This is a genomic window from Nostoc sp. ATCC 53789 (assembly GCF_009873495.1).
Taxonomy (GTDB): Bacteria; Cyanobacteriota; Cyanobacteriia; order Cyanobacteriales; family Nostocaceae; genus Nostoc; species Nostoc muscorum_A.
This window is the reverse complement of record NZ_CP046703.1, coordinates 5269529-5290762: the sequence shown is the minus strand read 5'-3', so window position 1 is coordinate 5290762 and position 21234 is coordinate 5269529. Positions and strand designations below refer to the sequence as shown.

Annotated in this window: 19 protein-coding genes; 12 read left to right on the top strand and 7 right to left on the bottom strand. The window is 42.7% G+C overall.

The annotated features are described in order from the left end of the window. The first annotated feature begins 355 nt into the window (after positions 1 to 355). The 6 genes from GJB62_RS36740 to GJB62_RS21985 all read left to right on the top strand — a co-directional run bounded on the left by GJB62_RS36740 (position 356) and on the right by GJB62_RS21985 (position 5770). Positions 356 to 478 carry a DNA topoisomerase I gene (locus GJB62_RS36740; protein ID WP_167755965.1) on the top strand — a complete coding sequence of 41 codons (123 nt, stop codon included), beginning with the start codon at positions 356 to 358 and terminating at the stop codon, positions 476 to 478. Between the two features lie 7 nt (positions 479 to 485). Next, positions 486 to 953, top strand: a complete 468-nt coding sequence (gene aroQ, locus GJB62_RS22005; protein WP_012410889.1) for a type II 3-dehydroquinate dehydratase — start codon at positions 486 to 488, stop codon at positions 951 to 953. A gap of 113 nt (positions 954 to 1066) precedes the next feature. Further along, entirely contained in the window at positions 1067 to 2008 is a 942-nt protein-coding gene (locus tag GJB62_RS22000) for an ADP-ribosylglycohydrolase family protein (RefSeq protein WP_114085693.1), read from the top strand. Positions 2009 to 2321: 313 nt separating this feature from the next. Beyond that, the gene (locus GJB62_RS21995) at positions 2322 to 5024 is read left to right on the top strand and encodes an HD family phosphohydrolase (protein WP_114085703.1); all 2703 of its coding nucleotides are present in this window, start codon (positions 2322 to 2324) and stop codon (positions 5022 to 5024) included. Positions 5025 to 5110: 86 nt separating this feature from the next. After that, on the top strand, positions 5111 to 5533 hold the full coding sequence (locus tag GJB62_RS21990; protein WP_114085692.1) for a putative toxin-antitoxin system toxin component, PIN family: 423 nt from the start codon (positions 5111 to 5113) through the stop codon (positions 5531 to 5533). 6 nt (positions 5534 to 5539) lie between these two features. After that, complete coding sequence (locus GJB62_RS21985; protein ID WP_114085691.1) at positions 5540 to 5770, top strand: toxin-antitoxin system HicB family antitoxin; 231 nt, start codon at positions 5540 to 5542, stop codon at positions 5768 to 5770. Between the two features lie 160 nt (positions 5771 to 5930). Here GJB62_RS21985 and GJB62_RS21980 read toward each other — a convergent pair whose 3' ends face one another. The 4 genes from GJB62_RS21980 to GJB62_RS21965 form a co-directional block, all read right to left on the bottom strand. Continuing rightward, positions 5931 to 6137 carry a hypothetical protein gene (locus GJB62_RS21980; RefSeq protein ID WP_114085690.1) on the bottom strand — a complete coding sequence of 69 codons (207 nt, stop codon included), beginning with the start codon at positions 6135 to 6137 and terminating at the stop codon, positions 5931 to 5933. 151 nt (positions 6138 to 6288) lie between these two features. Continuing rightward, positions 6289 to 6732, bottom strand: a complete 444-nt coding sequence (locus tag GJB62_RS21975) for a DUF2442 domain-containing protein (RefSeq protein WP_114085689.1) — start codon at positions 6730 to 6732, stop codon at positions 6289 to 6291. Further along, positions 6725 to 6970: a DUF4160 domain-containing protein gene (locus GJB62_RS21970; RefSeq protein WP_114085688.1), complete on the bottom strand. Its 246-nt coding sequence runs from the start codon at positions 6968 to 6970 to the stop codon at positions 6725 to 6727. Before GJB62_RS21970 ends, GJB62_RS21975 begins: the two co-directional genes overlap by 8 nt. 75 nt (positions 6971 to 7045) lie before the next feature. Next, complete coding sequence (locus tag GJB62_RS21965) at positions 7046 to 7702, bottom strand: TetR/AcrR family transcriptional regulator (RefSeq protein WP_114085687.1); 657 nt, start codon at positions 7700 to 7702, stop codon at positions 7046 to 7048. A 335-nt stretch (positions 7703 to 8037) separates the two neighbouring features. Between GJB62_RS21965 and GJB62_RS21960 the strand changes: the two genes are divergently transcribed. Further along, positions 8038 to 8991, top strand: coding sequence for a Rieske 2Fe-2S domain-containing protein (locus GJB62_RS21960; protein WP_114085686.1), 954 nt, complete (start codon positions 8038 to 8040; stop codon positions 8989 to 8991). 70 nt (positions 8992 to 9061) lie between these two features. Further along, on the top strand, positions 9062 to 10426 hold the full coding sequence (locus GJB62_RS21955; protein WP_114085685.1) for a cytochrome P450: 1365 nt from the start codon (positions 9062 to 9064) through the stop codon (positions 10424 to 10426). A gap of 220 nt (positions 10427 to 10646) precedes the next feature. On the opposite strand, the gene GJB62_RS21950 is transcribed toward GJB62_RS21955, so the two are convergent. Then, positions 10647 to 11558: a CoB--CoM heterodisulfide reductase iron-sulfur subunit B family protein gene (locus GJB62_RS21950; RefSeq protein ID WP_114085684.1), complete on the bottom strand. Its 912-nt coding sequence runs from the start codon at positions 11556 to 11558 to the stop codon at positions 10647 to 10649. 423 nt (positions 11559 to 11981) lie between these two features. On the opposite strand from GJB62_RS21950, the gene acpP reads away from it, so the two are divergent. The 4 genes from acpP to GJB62_RS21930 all read left to right on the top strand — a co-directional run bounded on the left by acpP (position 11982) and on the right by GJB62_RS21930 (position 18012). Then, the gene (gene acpP, locus GJB62_RS21945; RefSeq protein WP_012410880.1) at positions 11982 to 12236 is read left to right on the top strand and encodes an acyl carrier protein; all 255 of its coding nucleotides are present in this window, start codon (positions 11982 to 11984) and stop codon (positions 12234 to 12236) included. A 293-nt stretch (positions 12237 to 12529) separates the two neighbouring features. Further along, on the top strand, positions 12530 to 13780 hold the full coding sequence (gene fabF, locus GJB62_RS21940) for a beta-ketoacyl-ACP synthase II (RefSeq protein WP_114085683.1): 1251 nt from the start codon (positions 12530 to 12532) through the stop codon (positions 13778 to 13780). A gap of 344 nt (positions 13781 to 14124) precedes the next feature. Then, positions 14125 to 16152 (top strand): transketolase, encoded by a 2028-nt coding sequence (tkt, locus tag GJB62_RS21935; protein ID WP_114085682.1) that lies wholly within the window; start codon positions 14125 to 14127, stop codon positions 16150 to 16152. Between the two features lie 513 nt (positions 16153 to 16665). After that, on the top strand, positions 16666 to 18012 hold the full coding sequence (locus GJB62_RS21930) for a serine hydrolase (RefSeq protein ID WP_181852944.1): 1347 nt from the start codon (positions 16666 to 16668) through the stop codon (positions 18010 to 18012). 167 nt (positions 18013 to 18179) lie between these two features. Here the strand turns inward: GJB62_RS21930 and GJB62_RS21925 are convergent, their stop codons facing one another. Both GJB62_RS21925 and GJB62_RS21920 read right to left on the bottom strand, forming a co-directional pair. Next, the gene (locus GJB62_RS21925; protein ID WP_114085701.1) at positions 18180 to 19889 is read right to left on the bottom strand and encodes an iron uptake porin; all 1710 of its coding nucleotides are present in this window, start codon (positions 19887 to 19889) and stop codon (positions 18180 to 18182) included. Positions 19890 to 20544: 655 nt separating this feature from the next. Further along, positions 20545 to 20826 carry a 4a-hydroxytetrahydrobiopterin dehydratase gene (locus GJB62_RS21920; RefSeq protein ID WP_114085681.1) on the bottom strand — a complete coding sequence of 94 codons (282 nt, stop codon included), beginning with the start codon at positions 20824 to 20826 and terminating at the stop codon, positions 20545 to 20547. Positions 20827 to 21234 lie beyond the last annotated feature (408 nt).

The following is a 21234-nucleotide window of genomic DNA, read 5'->3' as shown; positions in this document are numbered from 1 at the left end:
AATCTAAAATCTAAAAGACGCTCCTACGGACGCTCGATGACTCGCTAACGCTAAGGCTACGCTATCGTAAATCTAAAATTCGTAGTCAAGAGTCCAAAGTCCGATCTTTAAACTCTTGACCCTTGATATTTATCCTTGATAGGATGCAGTTCTGTAGGTTGCAAGTGTGATACTCTAAAAAGTAAGGGAGAACACAACGCCAAATTTTAGAAGTGGCTTATGTCCCAAAAACGGGATTGTGTCAGTGCCCGGTTGGAAGCCAGAGGTACGACAATGTGCCATATTCTGCGTACCTGTTAATCAAAATTTGAGGTAGTATCTCAGGAGCATTCAGTTCATGGACTATATAGAAAAGGTGCTGGAAAAGCTTAAGGAATTAGCACGCAGGCTGATTGAGAGCCTGTTAGGACCAGAGGGTGAACCGGAACCGGAACTGATTCCGATTCCTGTAAACGATCGCTCGCGTCGTCGCCACTAGAGTCAAAGTGCTGAACTCGACATTACAACCCTTAAGCATTCTGGCACTGCATGGGCCAAACTTGAATTTGCTAGGACAGCGAGAACCAGGAATTTATGGTTCGTTGACATTAGCTGAAATTAACCGCCTGTTAGAAGAAGAAGGATTCAAGTTACAGGCGAAAGTTTTTCCCTTGCAGTCAAATCATGAAGGAATTTTAGTAGATACTATTCATGAGGCATTAGGACAACATCAAGGAATTTTGATTAATGCCGGGGCATATACTCACACAAGTGTGGCATTGCGAGATGCGATCGCGGCTGTTAACTTGCCCACAGTCGAAGTACATCTGAGTAATATTTACCGCCGGGAAGATTTTCGCCATCATTCGTACATCGCCCCAGTTGCGATCGGGCAAATAAGTGGTTTTGGTGTTCAAAGTTACTTGCTGGGCTTACAAGCTTTGGTAAATCATTTAAGAAAAAATGAAACGTAAAGAATAAAAAATGAATCGATTTTTAGAGTTTAGATTTGGGATTGAATAATTTTATCCCAAATCTAAGTTACGCTGGGAGCGCTCCAAAAGTGCGACCCAAAATCTAAAATTCTATGCGTTATTCTCCTATAAGTCGATTTAGAGGTACTTTCCTCGGAGCCTTTCTGGGGGGAAGTTTAACATCTAATGGTAAAATACAGTCTCAGAGTTACCTAGATTTAGGCAGAATGGCGATTCTGGGTACTGAGAGTTTAATTAACTTGGGTAAATTAGATTTAGATGATTGGATAGTGCGTCAGCAGCAAGAATCTCTTCATTTAGCAGCAGTTGATGATATATCAATAAAAATAATTATTGCGACACTACCATTAGCACTTTTTTTTCACGAAAATCCGATTAAGCTGCGACAAAAATTGCTGCTTGTACTCAAAATCTGGCAAGATGACCCAGTAGTAAGGGATGGAACACTCGCGGTAGCTTATGCGATATCTCTTGCCCTAACTGAAAAACTCGACCCTCTAACCCTCATCCCACAAACAATTTCTTTTCTTGGTGAAACACCGACATCTATACCAAAAAAATTATTAAAAGTCCAGAATTTATTAGAGCAAGGGGCGGGATTGTCAAGGGCGCAAGCTGAGTTTGCTAGGGAAGAAAAACTCAGTAACACTATTGCTATGGCATTTTATTGCTTTTTGAGTACCTTAGAAGACTTTCGCCTTGCAGTTTTGCAGGCTACTCACAATGACAATTCTAAAGTGCAAGATGCTACATCTCTAAGCTCACAGGCTACAGGTGCAATTACTGGCGCTTTATCAGGAGCATATAACGGTATAGGCGGAATTCCTGTAAATTGGCAAGTCTTGCTTTTGCAAAGGAATTCTCCAGCATGGGGATTAACTAATTTTTCCCAAATGTTAAAATTGACCGATGCATTTGTGGCGGTGTGGTCAGGAGTGTATGATATTGACCTAAATCCCAGAGAGTTAACACAGGGATATGAGGAGGCTTTGCTTTCAGTTTACGCAGCTCCCCGCGTTATTCGATCGCGTTAATTTTATTTGCACCGAAAAATGGTGCGGGTACTAAACTCTCAAAATTAGCTTGATAAAACATATAGGACAGCTTGAATTAAATCCAGCTACCATCTCAATTAACTAGACAAGGGGCTTTTACCCATTGCTATAGTGTACTAGTCTTATATACTAGAACTTTTCAGCAAACCTCAGACAGATTCTGTCAGTAGCTATTGTGGCAAATCAGCTTTAATTAGCCTCCGTCACCGTAGTTGCAACAGTAGCGGATGAAATTTCCCTGATGATTGTCTTTTTTTTGAGCTATCAAAGTAGGCAATTGCAGGCAGAGATAATGAAAATGCAGGAATTTTTGCAGTTCTTAACCCAGCAATTGACTCACTGGCGGCGACAGTACAAAGGACTACGCCGTAAAGGAAAGTTAATGAGAAGCCCTAAAAGTAAAAGCGATAGAAAGCAACTTTTAAGGACTTTTCTGAAGAATGTAATCTTATTTTTATCCAAAAGCAATGACAAAAGCGCTCGTCGAAAACAAGAAAGAGCGCTCCAGTCAAAGGCAAAATCGGTGACAACTAAGAGTAGTATTTATTCAGTCTGTTTAGATTGGGTGCATGAACAGAGATCCTTAGGAATTTTAGCGATCGCTGTATTATCCCTTACAGGCGTTATTGGGCAAAAATTATACAACCAAACTCAACTGCAAGTAGGACATCCAGCGCCCCAAACCATTACAGCGCCTTATACAGCTAAAATCGAAGATCAGAAAAAAACAGAAGCCGAGCGCAAAGCCGTCAGTAGAAGCTCCTTACAAGTGTTGATGCTGGATGCGCGAATGAACGAACAAATCAACGAAAATTTGCAACAACTTCTAGATGATGGTAACGAAATTCGCGCTGTTGCTGGAGCTTTTCCTTTTTTTGATCCTGCTGTTTTGCCCATCTCTACCCAGCGTTACCTCCGCTCTTGTAATGACTCAGAATGGCAAGCACTGCTCTTAGCCGTAGAAAATAGTAAAAATCAGCAGAAGAAAGGAACAGGACAAACCACCGCCTCATCCCGTTCATCATCTATAGCTGCACCCAATCAGGAACGCCAACCGCGCACAACACCACAGAAAACAGAGCCAGTTGATTTTTCTCAAAGTACTGATTTTACTCAAGCAGTTGCAGAACTAGAATCTTACCGCCTCACAACTTCTGAGAAAAACTTGTCTTTACTGATTGCCCAAATTTCCCAAACACGCAAAAGATACACCGAAGCGACTACCAAACTTTTACAGTTAGAGACTGTTACCCCAGAAGCAGTATATGAAGAATCCTTTCTTTTGGATTTGTCAGATGTGGAATGGGAAAAAACACAAATGGGAATCCATCAGAGTGCAGAGCGGATTCTCACCCAAGGCATCCCACAAGGACTGCCAAAAAATATCTTACAGGATGCGGTGAGTTTACAATTGCAGTCCTTTGTACCAGAATCCGCCCAACCTTTGGCAAAGAACCTGTTGTTAGCTGTACTCAAGCCGAATCTGCAAAAAGATGAAGAAGAAACTAGAGAAAACGCTCAAAAGGCTGCTGCTGGAGTGCCACCTGTAATGGAAGAGGTACGACATGGTGAGGTAATTGTCAAAAGAGGAGTGCAAATTACTACATGGAACTTAGAGGTGCTGGAGCATTATCGCCTGGTTCGCCGAGAGGTAAAATGGCGGGGGTTGTTGAAGTTAGGAGGCGTGATAGCGATCGCCATTGGCATTTTTGTCTGGGTAGAACGCCATGTTGATTATGAATTACGACAACGCGATCGCCTATTAGTTTTATTGCTAACTCTAAGTGTGCCAGGATTGGTGACAATGGGATTGCCTTACACCACTTGGAGCGCCCTTGGTTTATTGTTGGGAAGCTTCTACGGCCCGACTTTAGGGTTAACAGTTGTTGGACTGTTGTTGCCGATATTAGCTGTTATCTTGGATATGAGCAAAGTTGCGCTTTTAGCTGGTGCTGGTGGGGCAATATTAGGTAGTTACATAGCGCAACGATTGCGATCGCGTGAAGAATTGGCATTATTAGGGCTTGCGATCGCTTTAACTCAAGGTAGTATTTATCTGGTTGTTAAAATCTTAATTGGTCAAGCATTTGGTTCAACCTGGTATATAGTTCTCCGAGAAGCCGGGTTTTTTGCTTTATCCGGTTTAGGCTGGAGTGTTGTGGCTTTAGGGTTGAGTCCTTATCTCGAAAAAGTTTTCGATTTGGTCACTCCCATCCGTTTAGCAGAGTTGGCGAACCCTAATCGGCCCTTATTAAAACGACTCGCTACAGAGACTCCTGGAACTTTTCAACACACGTTATTTGTAGCTACCCTTGCCGAAGCTGCTGCCAAAGAACTGGGATGCAATGTTGAACTCGTTAGGGCTGGAACATTATATCACGATATTGGGAAAATGCACGACCCCCTTGGATTTATTGAAAATCAAATGGGGGGGCCGAATAAACATGATACAGAGATTAAAGACCCTTGGAAGAGTGCAGAGATTATCAAAAAGCACGTAACAGAAGGGTTAGTGATGGCGCGTAAACACCTTTTACCGACAGCGATTCAAGCTTTTATTCCAGAGCATCAGGGAACGATGCTAATTGCCTATTTCCATCACCAAGCCCAGCAAATGGCTCAGGAAAATCCAAGTTTAACAGTAGACGACGCAGATTTTCGCTATGATGGCCCGATTCCCCAATCACGCGAGACCGGAATTGTGATGTTAGCGGACTCTTGCGAAGCAGCGTTGCGATCGCTGCAAGCATCAAGTTCAGGTAAGCGTGTGGGAGAGAAGCGATCGGTTAAAGATGTCTCCACCGAACAAGCTTTAACAATGCTAAATAATATCTTGCGTGCGAAATGGCAAGACAATCAACTCGTTGATTCAGGACTAAAACGGGAAGAGATGTCACAAATTGCCCAGATATTTGTGGATGTTTGGCAGCAATTTCACCACAAACGGATTGCTTATCCTAAGTTGAAGGCTAGTAACACTGCGCGTAATTCATAATGCGATGTCTAGGACGGGCTACGCCTACGCATACTTGGATTTTTTGATTGGAGCAGTAATGATAGCATATATGCTATCATTACTGTATGGCGATTAAAATTGTGGTTGATACCAGCGTTTTTATTAGTGTGCTTATTAGCTCTAAAGGCTCCAGTAGAGAACTCATTCGACGCTGCTTAAAAGGTGAATATCAGCCTTTAATGGGAAACGCTTTATTTTCTGAGTATGAGTCAGTTATTGGGCGAGAAGAAACTATCGCCAAATGCCCTTTAACTAGTGCAGAAATTTCTGCTTTACTCGCATCATTTATGAGCGTGAGTCAATGGATTTATATTTACTACTTATGGCGACCTAATTTAAAAGATGAAGCTGACAATCACTTAATTGAATTAGCGGTTGCTGGTAATGCTCAAATTATAGCCACTCACAATATTAAAGATTTTCAAAATGCTGAATTGTTATTTCCTAACTTATCAATCTTAAAACCTGAACAAATTATTAGGAGTTAAGCAAAAATGGCTACTTTAACTATTCGTTTACCAGACGAAAAGCACAACAGATTAAAAGAACTTGCTCAAGTTAAAGGCATAAGTGTCAATAAGCTGATTGAAGAACTTTCCACCATAGCTCTAGCAGAATTTGATGCCAGCACCAGATTTAAAGCAATGGCTGCAACTGGGAACCCAGAAGAAGGTTTAAGAATACTGGCTAAACTTGATGCTCTGACAGAGAGGAGAGGGATGTAAGTTGCAAACAAATAAGAAACTGGGATAAGCACTGTGCATCTCTCTCAAATTCTTACCGCTACATCACTTGCTCACCTGAATTTTAAACCGTGATAATAGCAAAAACAAAACCGCCCTCAGCCTGTGGGCGGTTTTACTTTTAACTACTGTTGAATACTTACTAACCGAAGATTTTTTTCAACCCATAAGCTGCTAGCCCTACAACTGCACCTGCGGCTATAACAGGAGCAGCACCAATAGCTACGGCTGTACCGCCTACGGCTAAACCCATGCCCCCTACTATCGCTGCAACACCCGCACCTGCTGCTGCATAACCTGCTGCTTCTGCTGGATTATTGTCATTATTGTTACTGATTAGTAATACCACTAATTTAATGTATTAATCTTATATAGTACTAGTTTTGACCTTCAACAGTATTCTTCCTGTACTTTTCGTGAATTCTATGTGAACTACGAGAAGACTTACCGAATATCTGGTCAGTGGGCAACTAAGTTGAACTCAATGCCCTTTTAGTAAGTCAAGCTTCATCAATAGGCAGTACATTTCGGGAGCGATCGCCTTTTGTACCATTTAGTCGAGATGCTTCTGATTTTGCAGCAGAAGTAGAACTTCCACCTTTCCTAGCAAGTTCAGCCATCCATTTTTTAGTTCCAAATATTCCATTCATCAAAGCAGGAATACTCAAATCTACATCTAGGGTTTTCCAATGTAATCCTTCACCAGAAGGTGTTACCTCTACTTCTGCTAAGTCCTTGACTGAAGCACCCGCTAGTCCTTCTCCTTCCTCTGAAGGAAATCCAAACATAGATTTGTTGGACAAGAAAACTATAATCATTCCTAAATAAGCGTCATAAAAAGCACGAGTAGCCCGTGGTTCAGATGTGGCGATCGCATCTGACTTTGCTCTCGCATTGGCTAGCTTTTCTTTTAATTCTTCTGTAGCCGCAATCTTTTTAACCATGATATTCTCGCCACTTTTTTAGTAGTTCCAATTGGTGATCAGCAACTAACTGTAAAGCTTTCACCGCATCTTTATTACTCATTCCTGGGGATACCCAAACCCACTCTGGAGCTAGGTTTTCATCTCCTATGTTGATTTTTGCCTCTCCGCCCCCTTTAAAAACATGGACATGAGCAGGAATATGATCGTTAAGGTAGATACGAACCTCAAAACCGCCTTTTCTTAAGATTGTTGGCATTTGATATCTTAATTTTATCAGATATAACCTAAGCGCTTGGGTTTATCAATAGATTGACTATCCAATATTCAATCCTTAATTCTCACTACGTCGTACACCAGCCACAATAAAATTAACTGCTGCTTGAGTATGCTGCTCAATCATTTCTGGACTTAGCAGTTGCAATTCAGGTCTAGTATGCTTGATGTTTTCGTAAGCGTTGAAGTATAAATTACAAACCCCAATAATGTGAAGGGTGGTGAGAAATGGATCGATCTGACGGAAACAACCTTCAGCCATCCCCCGCTCTAAAATCTTGATGAGATAGCTAAAATTTTCTTGCCAATTTGCCTGTTTGAAATACTTTCCCTGATTTTGGTTGGCTTCTTGAAACCAAAGCATTCCCCGGTGCGGGTGAGCAGCTTCGTAAGCGATCGCTTCCTTAACTAGCACCTTCAACGCCTCCTCTGGTGGGAACTGATCCAGATTTAGCTGCTCAAACCCTTCGTGCATCTCCACCACCGGACGTTGCAGAACAGCTTCATATAATCCTTCCTTGCTCTGGAAGTAGTAGTAAATCATCGCTGTGGTGACACCGGAACCTCTAGCGATCGCCTCAGTCCGCGCCCCTTGAAGTCCATTTCTGGCAAACTCCGCTTCCGCCGCATCGAGAATCTGCTTTTTCGTCGCTTCTGCATCACGCACCTGACGCGGCTTTTTAGATGAAAATTTTGACTGCGTTGAACGACCCACGTTGCTCCATCATCATAACGAAAATATATTAACTAAAAAATTGGTTGGTAGTTGACATAGAAAATGAAATTTATTACATTAATATGAACTAACTAAAAATTTAGTTAATTATATAACTCATCCATGCAGTAGCCAAAGTCAGCCAAGTAAATGCTTGGTAGTGTTAGTTCGTCCATTGCAGATAAGACTTTAATTTCCCAATTGACATTCAAAATAGCAATGTAGGGCAAGTGACACCAGCTTGCCCACAACTTTTAATTTCCAAGATTGCGTTACCTTTTGCTAACGCATCTATCGAACTTCAATAAATAACTTTTCAATATTTTGGAGGAAAAATGGAACCAATTTTACCAGGTGCGCCTTGGTTAATCGCGCACAAAACTATATTGGGAGTGAATAAACCTAATAAAATAACTTTAAACGGACAGGATTATGTCATTTGGCAAAACCAAAAAGGCGAAGTATTTGCCCTTGATAACATCTGCCCCCACATGCAAGCTCCATTATCAGACGGCTGGGTTTGTCAAGAGAGAGATACTATTACTTGCCCTTTTCATGCACTAGAATTTGATGGACAAGGCAAACTACAGCAAGGAGATAAAAAAGACAATCAGCCAATTACTAAACCATTAGAGCTAGTTATTAGCAATGATTGTATCTGGACTTATGCCGGATTTGAGCCAAGATTACCAATTCCAGATTTGCATCAAAAAATTGTCGATAAATACGAGTTTCTCGGAGTAACTGGGATTAAAAGTATTCAGGGTGAGTTTTTGACTAACCTGATGGTTAACTATGACTATAATCACCAAAATGGTACTCATAAAGAACTATTTAAAATTACAAATTGTAATGTCAGTAATTTTGAAGAAAAAGGATATTATGCCACAGTTAAACAAGAACTCATCAGAGCCAACAACACGTTAGGAGAAATTATCAAAAACCCTGTTTTGGGAATCCTTCCGGAAACACTTTTTAACACACTAGAATACGCTTTTCCTTCAACTACAGCTTTTTTTGCTAAAACGCCGATTGGTGATATTGCTCAAATTCATATTCTCTACCCTGAAACAGACAAAATCACCAAAACTTTTATTTTGATGTATGCCAAAGTCGTCAATCCTTTGATGAAATTTCTGTTTAAAAACTCAGTTTTACAAGCAGCAGCGACAGTCATTGAACAGGATACAGGTGCAGTTGAAAGTTTGTATCCTCGGCAAAAACCGAAAATTAGATTGCCAAATGAAGAGATTATGTTCTACGCAGAAAAACTCTACCGCGATTGGTAATTTGGATTTGCAAAGTCTAACTGCGCTTTACAATTAAACTGTAGCTAATTACTGCTGGAGATACTCAAATATGCGGCAACTAAAATCCGCCGAGGAAATGCCTGGTAGCTATGGCTTGCCCATCTTGGGGGAGACTTTAGAAATATTTCGGGATTTAGAACTGTATCTATGGCGAAGATTCCAGCAGCATGGTTCAGTTTTTAAAACGAGCGTCATGGGGCGTAAACGTGCTTATTTAATTGGCCCTGATGCTAATCGGCTGGTGCTGGTGGAACAGGCGGAAAATATGTCGTCGCGGATTGGGTGGTATTTCTTAGAATCAACATTTGGCAACAATATTTTATTGCAAGATGGAGAAGAACATCGCCTAACTCGTCGCTTGATGTATCCAGCATTTCACGGAAAAGCGATCGCTACATACTTCGATACCATTCAAAATATTGTGCAAGACTTCCTCGGAGATTGGGGAGAACGGGGAACGGTTTCCTTAAATTCTAGTTTCCGTCAGCTTACCCTGATGGTTGCGACTCGCCTATTTTTGGGAAGTCAGAACAAGAGCGAAGTTGAGCAAACCAGTCAGTGGTTTACACAACTGATAGATAGCAGTATGGCAATATTCAAATGGAATGTCCCTTTTACCTTATATGGTCGCGGTCAAAATGCTAGGGGTAAATTAGTGGCTTTCTTGCGTCAAGAAATCGCCCAACGTATCGATCAGGGTAACTTAGAAGAATCAAAAGATGTTTTGGGATTGCTGCTAGCAGCTGTTGATGAAGACGGCAATAAGTTGAGCGAAACACAGGTAATCAACGAAGCATTACTATTGCTGTTTGCTGGACATGAGACAACAGCCTCATTACTGACTTGGGTAATATTTGAATTAGGTAATCACCCCGAATGGCGAGAGCGGCTGCGCCAAGAACAATTAGCAGTTGTGGGAAATAATCCCCTTAGCCTGTCTCATCTCAAACAATTTCCACAGTTAACCAACGTACTAAAAGAAGCAGAAAGACTCTATCCGCCAGTGTATGCCTATAATCGTGGTGTCCTCAAGGATATTGAGTATGGAGGCTATCGCATCCCAGCAGGTTGGTTTGTGACTATTTCGCCTATGCTGACTCACCGTTTACCAGAACTTTACACCGAACCCGATCGCTTTGACCCCGATCGCTTTGCACCACCTCGTGAAGAAGATAAGAAACATCCCTTAGCATTAGTCGGTTTTGGTCATGGTTCGCACAGTTGTTTAGGTATGGAATTTGCCCAGATGGAAATGAAAATTGTGCTTTCCACACTACTTCGCCATTACGACTGGACAGTAAAACCGGATTATTCTGCGATCGCTCCAGTTCGCCAGCCTTCTAAAATTAAAGATACTCTACAAGCATATATTGAGCCTTTGGTGATAAAGCATCCCTTGAATAGTCAAACATAAATCTTTGATGAAACAAATCGATTTTACGTTTCTACCCAGGTTGATACTGAAAGCGTTGATTTTGTTTAAGTTAATAGCATAAACAATCTTATGCCCCAATACGGTTTGGATAAGCATTTTTCACTTTCTTTGTGGTCTAGGTAAAGGGTAAAAGATGTATTAAAACTTTTCCCTTTAACCGAACCGTATTGTCTTATGCCCCTACCTGATAATCCACAAACTAAAATCCTAATTTCTCCAACACTGGCTTGGTGGAAACAACGTGCCGTTCTAAACCCAGTTCTTTTGGACTAACCCCAAGTGCTAAAGCAATCAACTGGGGTAAATGCAATACTGGTAAACCTAACTTTTGCTCAATTACCTTTTCCACCTCTGGCTGACGCGAGTCTAAATTTAAGTGGCACAGTGGACAAGGTGTAACTATACAGTCAGCACCAGATGTCAAAGCGTCCTGAATATGCATCCCCGCCATCTTGAAAGATTGGGTAGTAGCATAACTAGCAAGAGGCCAACCACAACATTGTGTCCGGCCTCGGTAATAAATTGGTGTTGCACCCACCGCCCGAAACATATTTTCCATCGCTTCTGGTTGGAACGGGTCGTCATAAGGCATGGATTTTTGGGCGCGGAGGAGATAACAGCCATAAAAAGCCGCGCATTTTAATCCAGTTAACTTCCGGGTGACACGTTTGGTAATTTCCTCTAAACCGTAATCTGTCACCAAAGCGTAGAGAAGATGTTTAACGTCAGTACTGCCGCGATAAGGCGAACAGCCTTCTTTATGCAGCAAGCCATTAACCTGTTCAATGTATGTAGGGTCAGAAGTCTTACATTCTTTCAGGTGTTCGTTTACATGACCAATAACACCTTGACAAGTACTGCAATGGGTAAGTAAGGGCAAATTTAATTCTTCTGCTAGGGCGATATTTCTCGCGTTGACTGTATCTTCTAACAGTTGAGAATCTTCTTTGAATGTGCCCGAACCACAGCAAGCAGCTTTTTTAAGTTCAACCAATTCAATACCTAGTGCTTTGGTAAGGGCTTGAGTTGACTGGTAAAGTTCCCGACAGGCCCCTTGAGCAACACAACCAGGGAAATAAGCGTACTTGAGTTTGAGTGTCTGAGATAGCATAGAGGTATATTTGGGTTAGAGCGATCGCTCTAAACAATAACTGTTTTATTACTTCCTTGTTAGCACCAAAATTATGATGTTTGACCTTCAGCGATTCTTTAACCATCTAGGTTCAAAGCCGCAGCGTCTAAATATTCTGATTGCTAGCATGGCTGTAAATACCGATCGAGACATTGTAAAAAAATTTAGCAATAATTGACAATCAAAGCATTTACACGGTATCGGCGATGGCGTAGCCCGCTCCCATAAACAACTGTTCCCAGAAAAGTTACCCTATTCTTTTGAGGAACAGGAGAGGTTTTCTAACAGAAAAACTCTTGGTAGTATACGGGCGATCGCGCTTGACGATAAGATGTATATGCTCAAAACAATGTCTTCTCTAAAGAGTAGATCCTAGCAACTGGTTAAGGACTTTTATTATTTATGAGCCAAACGGAACTTTTTGAAAAGGTCAAGAAAATCGTCATCGAACAACTGAGTGTTGAAGATGCTTCCAAAATCACTCCACAAGCTAAGTTTATGGAAGATTTAGGAGCTGATTCCCTGGATACTGTTGAACTCGTGATGGCTTTGGAAGAAGAATTTGATATCGAAATTCCCGACGAAGCTGCCGAGCAGATTGTATCGGTTCAAGACGCAGTAGATTACATCAATAACAAAGTTGCTGCATCAGCTTAAAAAAGTTTTGAGTCTCTGTTCGCCCTTGCAGTCTCCGATTGGGAGAAGTTCAGATGGCTTTGTCTCGCTCCCTCTGGGCGTTTATGGCAAAAACCACTGCTTTAACTTTTAACTGAGTGCTGAACAGTTAAAAGTTTAAGAGTTAGAGTTTTCGGAGGCAAAAGTTCGGAGTTTTCTCCATCTTTGGGTGCTTCCAAAACTCAGAACTCAGGACGGGCTAAACCTTAGCTATCCGCTAACATAACTCAGCACTGTTTAATGCCTGCTGCTTTTTCGCCACCTTTAACTGAATCATGACAGATCATACACGTAAACGCGTTGTTGTAACTGGTGTTGGCGCGATTACACCGATAGGTAACACAGCAACAGAATATTGGGATGGATTATTAAGTGGACGCAATGGCATTGACTACATCACATTTTTTGATGCGTCTAGCCATGATTGCCGCATTGCTGGTGAGGTAAAAAACTTCGATCCACATGATTACTTGGAGCGCAAAGATGCCAAGCGCATGGATCGATTTGCCCAATTTGGGGTTTCAGCAGCAAAACAAGCTATAGCTAACGCGCAGTTAGTTATTAATGAACTGAATGCAGAACAGGTAGGTGTCATGATCGGTTCTGGCGTTGGCGGCATTAAGGTATTAGAAGACCAGCAAACGATCTACCTCAACCGTGGGCCCGATCGCTGTAGTCCATTCATGATACCGATGATGATCGCTAATATGGCAGCAGGATTGACGGCAATTCACACGGGTGCTAAAGGCCCTAATTCCTGCCCTGTAACTGCCTGCGCTGCTGGATCTAATGCTGTAGGCGATGCGTTCCGCTTAATTCAAGGGGGATATGCCAAAGCGATGATTTGCGGCGGAACAGAGGCAGCTGTGACACCATTATCAATGGCTGGGTTTGCTGCCTGCAAAGCCCTTTCTTTTCGCAATGACGATCCGGCTCATGCTTGTCGCCCTTTTGACCGCGATCGCAACGGATTTATATTAGGTGAAGGTTCAGGAATTTTAATTCTAGAAGAACTGCAACACGCCCTAAGTCGCGGCGCTCACATTTATGCCGAAATGATCGGCTATGGTATGACCTGTGACGCATACCATATCACTTCCCCTGTCCCTGGCGGATTAGGTGCAGCGAGAGCCATAGAACTGGCGCTCAAAGATGCCAGTATAACTCCCGAACAAATTAGCTACATTAATGCCCACGGCACTAGTACCCCGGCGAATGATTCAACTGAAACCTCAGCCATCAAAAAAGCCTTGGGAGAACATGCTTATAAGGTGGCAATTAGCTCAACCAAATCGATGACAGGTCATTTATTAGGCGGTTCTGGAGGTATTGAAGCTGTGGCAACAGTACTGGCGATCGCTAATGACCAAATTCCACCGACAATTAATCTGGAAAATCCCGATCCAGAATGTGACCTAGATTACGTGCCTAACTACAGCCGCGCTCAAAAAGTCGAGGTGGCAATATCCAATTCTTTTGGGTTTGGCGGTCATAATGTCACACTGGCCTTTAAGAAATACGTTTAAAAGAAGTCAGGAGGTAGGAGGCAGAAGGCAGGAGTCAGGAGGCAGAATTCAGTAGTTTAATCCGACTCTGCTCGTTTACCCAATGCCCCATGCCCAATGCCCACTTGCCCTGAGCGAAGCCGAAGGGATGCCCAATGCCCAAAGTATCAGAAATATCATTCCGATATAACTTAAGCGTTCAGCATGACCCAATTATCAGCTTGATTTATCACCATAAACTCAGGAGATCCCGCTTGTCCATCGACAAGCGGGAGTGGGATGATGAGGATACTGTGGGGAATCTAAAATAACCCCAACAAGAGAAGCTACGAAGAGTGCTAACCCGTCGTTAAAAACAAGAGATTATGACTGTTGCAACCCAATCCGCCAAAGAATTGTCCGTCGAAGAACTGGCTATTAACTCGATCCGCTTCTTGGCTATTGATGCCGTAGAAAAGGCAAAATCGGGACACCCAGGACTACCAATGGGCGCGGCTCCGATGGCTTTTGTCCTCTGGGATCGCTTTATGAAGTTTAATCCCAAGAATCCCAAGTGGTTTAACCGCGATCGCTTTGTCTTGTCTGCCGGTCATGGCTCGATGTTGCAGTACGCCCTACTGTACCTGACAGGCTACGATAGCGTCACCATTGAAGATATCAAGCAATTCCGTCAATGGGGTTCTAAAACTCCTGGACACCCAGAAAACTTTGAAACCCCAGGCGTTGAAGTCACAACTGGCCCCTTGGGTCAAGGAATTGCTAATGGAGTTGGTTTAGCGATCGCAGAAGCGCACCTTGCCGCTAAATTTAACAAACCTGATACCAAAATTGTTGACCATTACACTTACGTAATTTTAGGTGATGGTTGCAACATGGAAGGTATTTCTGGTGAAGCTGCTTCTTTCGCAGGACACTTGGGATTAGGCAAACTCATCGCTCTGTACGACGACAACCACATTTCCATCGACGGTTCCACAGATGTAGCATTCACCGAAGATGTTTCCAAGCGGTTTGAAGCTTACGGTTGGCACGTTCTCCACGTTGAAGACGGCAATACCGATTTAGCAGCGATCGCCAAAGCAATTGAAGACGCTAAAGCTGTCACCGATAAACCATCAATGATTAAGGTGACAACCACCATTGGTTATGGTTCTCCCAACAAACAAAACACTGCTGGTATTCACGGTGCTGCTTTGGGTGGAGACGAAATAGCCTTGACTCGGAAAAATTTGGGTTGGGAATACGAGCCTTTTGATATTCCACAAGAAGCCCTCAACCACACACGCAAAGCAGTTGAACGCGGCGCAGGTTACGAAACCGAATGGAACAAAACATTTGCCGACTACAAAGCTAAGTATCCCCAAGAAGCGGCTGAGTTTGAACGCTACATTAGCAGCAAACTACCCGATGGTTGGGATAAAGTACTACCCAAATACACTCCAGAAGACAAAGGAATACCCACCCGCAAACATTCAGAAAACTGCCTCAACAAACTAGCGACGGTTTTACCTGAATTGATTGGTGGTTCGGCTGACTTAACCCACTCTAACTTGACCGAAATCAAGGGTAAGGGCGACTTCCAAAAAGGTCACTACGAAAACCCCAACATCCACTTTGGTGTGCGGGAACATGCTATGGGCGCAATCTGTAATGGTATCGCGCTGCACACTTCAGGATTAATTCCCTACGGTGCTACCTTCTTGATCTTCACAGATTACATGCGTGCTGCCATCCGCTTATCCGCCCTTTCTCAAGCTGGCGCGATTTGGGTGATGACTCACGACTCAATTGGACAAGGTGAAGATGGCCCCACACACCAACCCATTGAAACTCTGGCTTCCTTGAGAGCGATTCCTAATTTATTAGTGTTTCGTCCCGCAGACGGTAACGAAACCTCTGGTGCTTATAAAGTAGCGATCGAAAAAGCGAAGCAAAACGCTCCATCTCTATTGGCATTCACTCGTCAAAACGTCCCCAACTTGGCAGGTACATCAATTGAAGGCGTAGCGAAGGGTGGATACACCGTAGTAGATAGCGAAGGTACACCTGAAATCATCTTGATTGGTACTGGTTCAGAATTGAGCCTCGCCGTCGGCGCAGCCGAAAAACTCAAGGCTGAAGGTAAGAAAGTCCGTGTTGTCTCACTACCTTCATGGGAACTCTTTGAAGCACAGGATGCAGCTTATAAAGAGTCTGTTCTACCAAAAGCAGTCACCAAGCGTTTGTCTGTAGAAGCTGCTAGCAGTTTTGGTTGGCACAAATATGTTGGTACTGAAGGCGATTGCGTTAGTATCGATCGCTTTGGTGCTTCGGCTCCAGGCAATGTTTGTCTAGAGAAATTTGGCTTTAGCGTTGATAATGTGTTAGCTAAGGCTAAACAATTGTTGGGTTAATAGCAACAGAATATTCTCAAAATATTGTGAGGTGGGCAATCTTGCCCACCTTTTTTTTATGCAGAGGGAGATTGTTCATATAGCGATCGCCAAGGCAGCGCTCTTTTCTACTCGCCTTTAGATTCAGTATATAAATAACCTCTTGTCAAATACTAGTTAAATTAAATACTTGTAAGCTAATCGTCATTTAAATTGCATCATTTTTATGGTAATAAAAGCTGCAAACCCTCTCCCTTGCTCCCTGCCCCCTGCCCTCCTGCAATCTCAATGTGCAAATTAAATGCTTAACAGCTTAACTGATGTTTTTTGTTTCAAGAATTCAGAAGTCAGAATGGGCTAAACGCCCCGCTACCGCTATCCGCGAGTCACACAGAATTAAATTCTGAATTCTGGCTCCTGACTCCTGAATTCTGTTTTGATAAATCAATAATTGAAAACTTTTTTGATATGTGTGCTTTAATAGTGGGCGGCTTTTGTTCGTTCATGAATTTTCATCACACAAAACGATCACCGATGCTCCTCACACACAAAGAAAACATTTTAAAATTTAGCTGGCTTCTACCCAGCTTCTTCAGCTTGTTCCTGTTTGGTTCCACTGTCAAAGCTGCTGCGATCGCTAATTGGCATTTTGATAGCAATCGTAATCATCTAGATTTTACGACAGACGAGAATATTCAACCCAAAGTACAATTACTTACCAATCCAACCCGTCTGGTAATTGATTTACCTGGAGTCAAACTAGGATATCCACAGACTAGTCAAAGAGTGGGGTTAGTAATTAAAGACATTAGCATCGGGCAGTTTAATGCAGATACTACCCGTATGGTCGTTACCTTAGCACCCAATTACACTTTTGACCTAGCACAGGTGAAGCTGCAAGAGGAATCTCTCAATCATTGGTCTGTGCAGTTACCCAAGCCGATACAATTGACTGCAACCCGGCCAAACATTTTAGAAATAACTCCGACTCAATCGAGTATTTCCCCAACAGTAAGTGATAATAGCACTCTATTTGCTGGCGTAGTTCCTATGCATTCACCGATGAAAGCGCTGGAACCGCAGATTAAAGCCTTGATGAATCGTTACAGCTTCCTGAAAACAGGAATGTTTTTCCTGGATTTGGATACTGGGGATTATTTGGATGTTGGGGGCGATCGCGTTTTCCCCGCAGCTAGTACGATTAAATTGCCAATTCTCATTGCCTTTTTCCAAGATTTGGATGCGGGTAAAGTCACCCTTCAGGAAAACCTGACTATGCGACGTGACTTAGTAACCAATGGTTCTGGAACTATGCAGTATGAGCGAGTTGGCAAGAAGTATACAGCTTTGGAAACCATCACTAAGATGATTACCATTAGTGACAATACCGCCACCAATATGATTATTGATCGCTTAGGTGGAGCTACGAAACTAAATCAGCGCTTCCATAACTGGGGACTGAAAGACACAGTAATTCGGCATCTTTTGGCTGACTTGAGAGGAACCAACACCACAAGTTCTCAAGATATGGCGCGAGTGCTGGCTTTAGTTGTGAATAACAAGCTAGTTTCTCCACAAAGTCGGGAGCAAGCTTTGGACATTCTGCGTCACACTACAATTCACACACTGCTTCCCGCAGGTTTGGGGAAAGGTGCAGTCATAGCCAACAAAACCGGAGATATCGGGTTTCTCATCGGTGATGCCGGATTTGTGAGTATGCCAAATGGAAAACGTTATTTAGCGGCTATCTTCGTCACACGTCCCTATAAGGACACTAGGGGGAGGGACTTTATCCGTCAAGTTTCCCAACTAGTTTACGATTATCTGAATCAGACAAATCCAGTCGCTGCGATTGGTTCGCCTAACAGTGCTACGAGATAGAAGACGCGATCTGTTACTTTGAGCGAACGTAGGGGCGCAAGACCTTGCACCCCTACTATACCCCGGTTAATCACTGGGGTTTATCCATTGCTGCTACTCAAAATAAAAAACCCCGCCTGATGGCGGGGAAAAATAAAGTTCTAAATTATCAATGGATAGTCAACAGTCTAGAAGGTGAAAGTTGTTCTGAGTGTACCGATAATTGCATCATCGTTAGCGCTGCTTTGACCAGGAGAGGTCAACCAAATTACGCCAGGGGTAATAGAGATGTTATCCGATACGCGATATTTGTAAAAGCCTTCAAAGTGATATGGTATATCATTACCAGCAGCAACACCTGTTCGGTTAAAGGAGTAGGGTTCTGCACCTGCAAAAATACCTAAAACGTTACCCTTTTTACCGAAATCAGGTAAGGCTACCCCTAAACCATAGCTCCAAGCTTCATAATCATCACCTACACCGAAGCCAGTCACATCGTGGTAAGAGACGAAGCCACTAACTGATAGTTTGTCACTGGGTCTAAACGCAGCTGACACACCGTAGGAGTTGCTGGAACCTGCACCTAGTAGAGTGTTTGCTTGTCCAGTACCTACTGCAACAATATCTCCATCTGTCGTAGAACCAGAGTTAAATAAAGCACCACCTGCGCTATATCCGTGGACGTAGGTAGCAGCTAAAGCCAAGCGATCGCCAACACTAAAGTTCAACTGTCCTAAAGCAGCATAATCGCCGTTGGTCAGACCGGAACTTAGAGCAGGATCATTAGCTTGTGATGCCAAGTAACCAGCAGTGATTGAGCTATTTCCCAAAAGACCCTGACCTCTACCAAGGGGTAGATTGAGCGCTATACCTGCACCGCCACCAATCCGATAGATGGGACTTTCAGAAGCAAAGGTGGATAAAGCGCCGTTACCGCCATCAGTGTTGTCGAAAAAGTAAGGATTGTTGACAGCAGCATAATGGCTGTGTCGTCCACCACTGGCTGCCAAGTATACATTGGCTGGGCCTACGGGAACTTCATAGGTCAATCGGTCTATCCGAACAGCGTTGTTACCAGTGCTACCAACTTCAAATGTTTGTGTGCCTTCAGCAGTGTTGATCGCACCACCAGCGTTATCAAATTGTGTGAAAGCTGTTGCATTCCCTGCTGCGAGACGAGTATGTAAAATGTCTCTACCAGTGAAGCTGGTTTGCAAGTCTAAACGTACACGATCTTGGAAGACTGTATTGTTGTTGTCACCAGTGTTACCACCAAAGACATCAGTAACGGCAAAAATGGCTTCACCGACTAGTTTTGTAGTGGTGGAGAACTGATTCGCTTCCAATTCAGCAGTCCGCGCTTCTAGGGAATCTACGCGACCGCGTAGGGTTGCCAATTCTGCGGAAAATTCTTCTTGTAAACGCTGTAGGGTAGCTAAATCTTGTTTCGTCACCAAATCAGCTGTTGCTGTGGCAATCAACTCGTTAACGCGATCCAAACAGGCGTTCAAACCAGCAGCAAATTCATAACGGGTCAAAGCACGATTACCACGGTAAGTGGCATTCGGATAACCTGCAATACAACCATAGCGTTCAACCAAGGACTGCAATGCTTGGAATGCCCAGTCAGTTGGTTGTACGTCGGAAAATTGCGAAACCGATGTTACTTGAGACTGAGAGTTATTTTGGTTGCCTTCGTTGCTGTAACGATTAACTTGATCTATCGTTGTTTGAGCCAACAATTCTGGCTGTTGGGCAACTTCAGCTACACCTACTTGTTTTGCTGGTGATACTTCAGTGGTTGTGTTTGGAGCCGCGATCGCTGTTGTCGAAACTAACAACGTTGCTCCCAAAACTGCTGGGCTAACCACTAAGGATTTCCATAATAGATTAGACATTTTTTCTTTACTCCTCACACCTTGTTTAGATAATTGGTTTCGTTCCACCTAATTCTCGAAAATGCGACATCTCATCGAAACCTATGGATGAGGCATAATTGCCTTACTACAATTCTAGTTTTTGCAAAGCTAATAAACGATTAACTTGGGGTTAAAAACTGATGTGATTAACTTATGCAAAAACATATCTTTATATCATAACATTATAAAACATCTGATCTAGATGGCAAGATTGGAGCGATCGGCTTAATAACTGTCACACATAGCTATCTATATATCTAAGCAGGGAGTAAAGTTTAGGGCATTTAGTTCCTACTTGGCTAAATTGCTGAAAGTCTTCTATACTTGGCATCTTGCAGATAAAAATCACTTCTTACACTTAGCCTGTAGAAGTTGCACACCAGTTGAAATCCACTGGCTCGGCCATAACAAACATAGCAAAGCCTTTCAGGAGGGTCGTTGCCTGGTATTTTTGGAATAAAAAACAAAATCAGGAATCAAGGTTTTTGAAACCCGCGAACTTTCAAGAAAAACGCATACCTTTACTCTCAATCAAGCTACGGGTTAGTTTTCCCTCATGAGTACAGATATGCGTGTTTTGTCTTTGTCGCTGTTACTTTACAGTCGCCTGGTGCAAGATATCAGAAGAAATCACTTATTTAATTTGGGAAATCGTCTGCGCTACATCAAAGTCTGCCTGTGTTAGTCCGCCTGCATCATGGGTTGTGAGTGTAATCTTCACTTTGTTGTAGGAAATCTCTATGTCTGGATGATGTCCTGCTGACTCAGCTGGTTCCACCAGTTTATTGACGAACTCAATTGCTTGGATAAAATCCTTGAATGTGCGAGTAATATACAACTTAGATTCTTCGACAGTCCAACCTGACAAAACCTTTGCCTGCTCTTGAATTTCCGTTTCCGTGAGTAGTTGTGTCATCTCAAAAAATTCCTAACTATATATTTGTTACATCTTGCATTTGACAGAAATAGACCCATTTAATTTTCCGCACATAAACTATGGGAAGATCAGCTAATGCCTAATGCGTGTGTGTATATTTAAATCAGGCTTGGTAAATAAATGCTGTAGCTCACATCAGGTCATACACAAAGGTTTGATGCAAGATATTTTTAATTTTAAGAAAACTTAAACGCATTGGCTTTATCCATCGCGTGTATTGCTATCTAAGTTTTAAAAAGTCACCCATAAAAAACTATCCGCTCTGATTTGGATCGGATGATCTAAATCAGAGCGGTCTAGCGGGTCTTCAGGTTGCAACCAGACTGCCGGAAGGAACTCCGAGCTTGCCTAGCTACTTGAGCTAACTTAGTATCTCAAAGATGACTA

Excerpts from the sequence above, each read along its gene's own strand:
- GJB62_RS21960 (WP_114085686.1), top strand. The coding sequence starts at position 8,038 with ATGGAACCAATTTTACCAGGTGCGCCTTGGTTAATCGCGCACAAAACT.
- GJB62_RS21950 (WP_114085684.1), bottom strand. The coding sequence starts at position 11,558 with ATGCTATCTCAGACACTCAAACTCAAGTACGCTTATTTCCCTGGTTGT.
- GJB62_RS21970 (WP_114085688.1), bottom strand. The coding sequence starts at position 6,970 with ATGCCAACAATCTTAAGAAAAGGCGGTTTTGAGGTTCGTATCTACCTT.
- GJB62_RS21995 (WP_114085703.1), top strand. The coding sequence starts at position 2,322 with ATGAAAATGCAGGAATTTTTGCAGTTCTTAACCCAGCAATTGACTCAC.
- tkt (WP_114085682.1), top strand. The coding sequence starts at position 14,125 with ATGACTGTTGCAACCCAATCCGCCAAAGAATTGTCCGTCGAAGAACTG.
- GJB62_RS21985 (WP_114085691.1), top strand. The coding sequence starts at position 5,540 with ATGGCTACTTTAACTATTCGTTTACCAGACGAAAAGCACAACAGATTA.
- GJB62_RS21925 (WP_114085701.1), bottom strand. The coding sequence starts at position 19,889 with ATGTCTAATCTATTATGGAAATCCTTAGTGGTTAGCCCAGCAGTTTTG.
- GJB62_RS21990 (WP_114085692.1), top strand. The coding sequence starts at position 5,111 with ATGGCGATTAAAATTGTGGTTGATACCAGCGTTTTTATTAGTGTGCTT.
- fabF (WP_114085683.1), top strand. The coding sequence starts at position 12,530 with ATGACAGATCATACACGTAAACGCGTTGTTGTAACTGGTGTTGGCGCG.
- GJB62_RS22000 (WP_114085693.1), top strand. The coding sequence starts at position 1,067 with ATGCGTTATTCTCCTATAAGTCGATTTAGAGGTACTTTCCTCGGAGCC.
- GJB62_RS21930 (WP_181852944.1), top strand. The coding sequence starts at position 16,666 with ATGCTCCTCACACACAAAGAAAACATTTTAAAATTTAGCTGGCTTCTA.
- acpP (WP_012410880.1), top strand. The coding sequence starts at position 11,982 with ATGAGCCAAACGGAACTTTTTGAAAAGGTCAAGAAAATCGTCATCGAA.
- GJB62_RS21955 (WP_114085685.1), top strand. The coding sequence starts at position 9,062 with ATGCGGCAACTAAAATCCGCCGAGGAAATGCCTGGTAGCTATGGCTTG.
- GJB62_RS21920 (WP_114085681.1), bottom strand. The coding sequence starts at position 20,826 with ATGACACAACTACTCACGGAAACGGAAATTCAAGAGCAGGCAAAGGTT.
- GJB62_RS21975 (WP_114085689.1), bottom strand. The coding sequence starts at position 6,732 with ATGGTTAAAAAGATTGCGGCTACAGAAGAATTAAAAGAAAAGCTAGCC.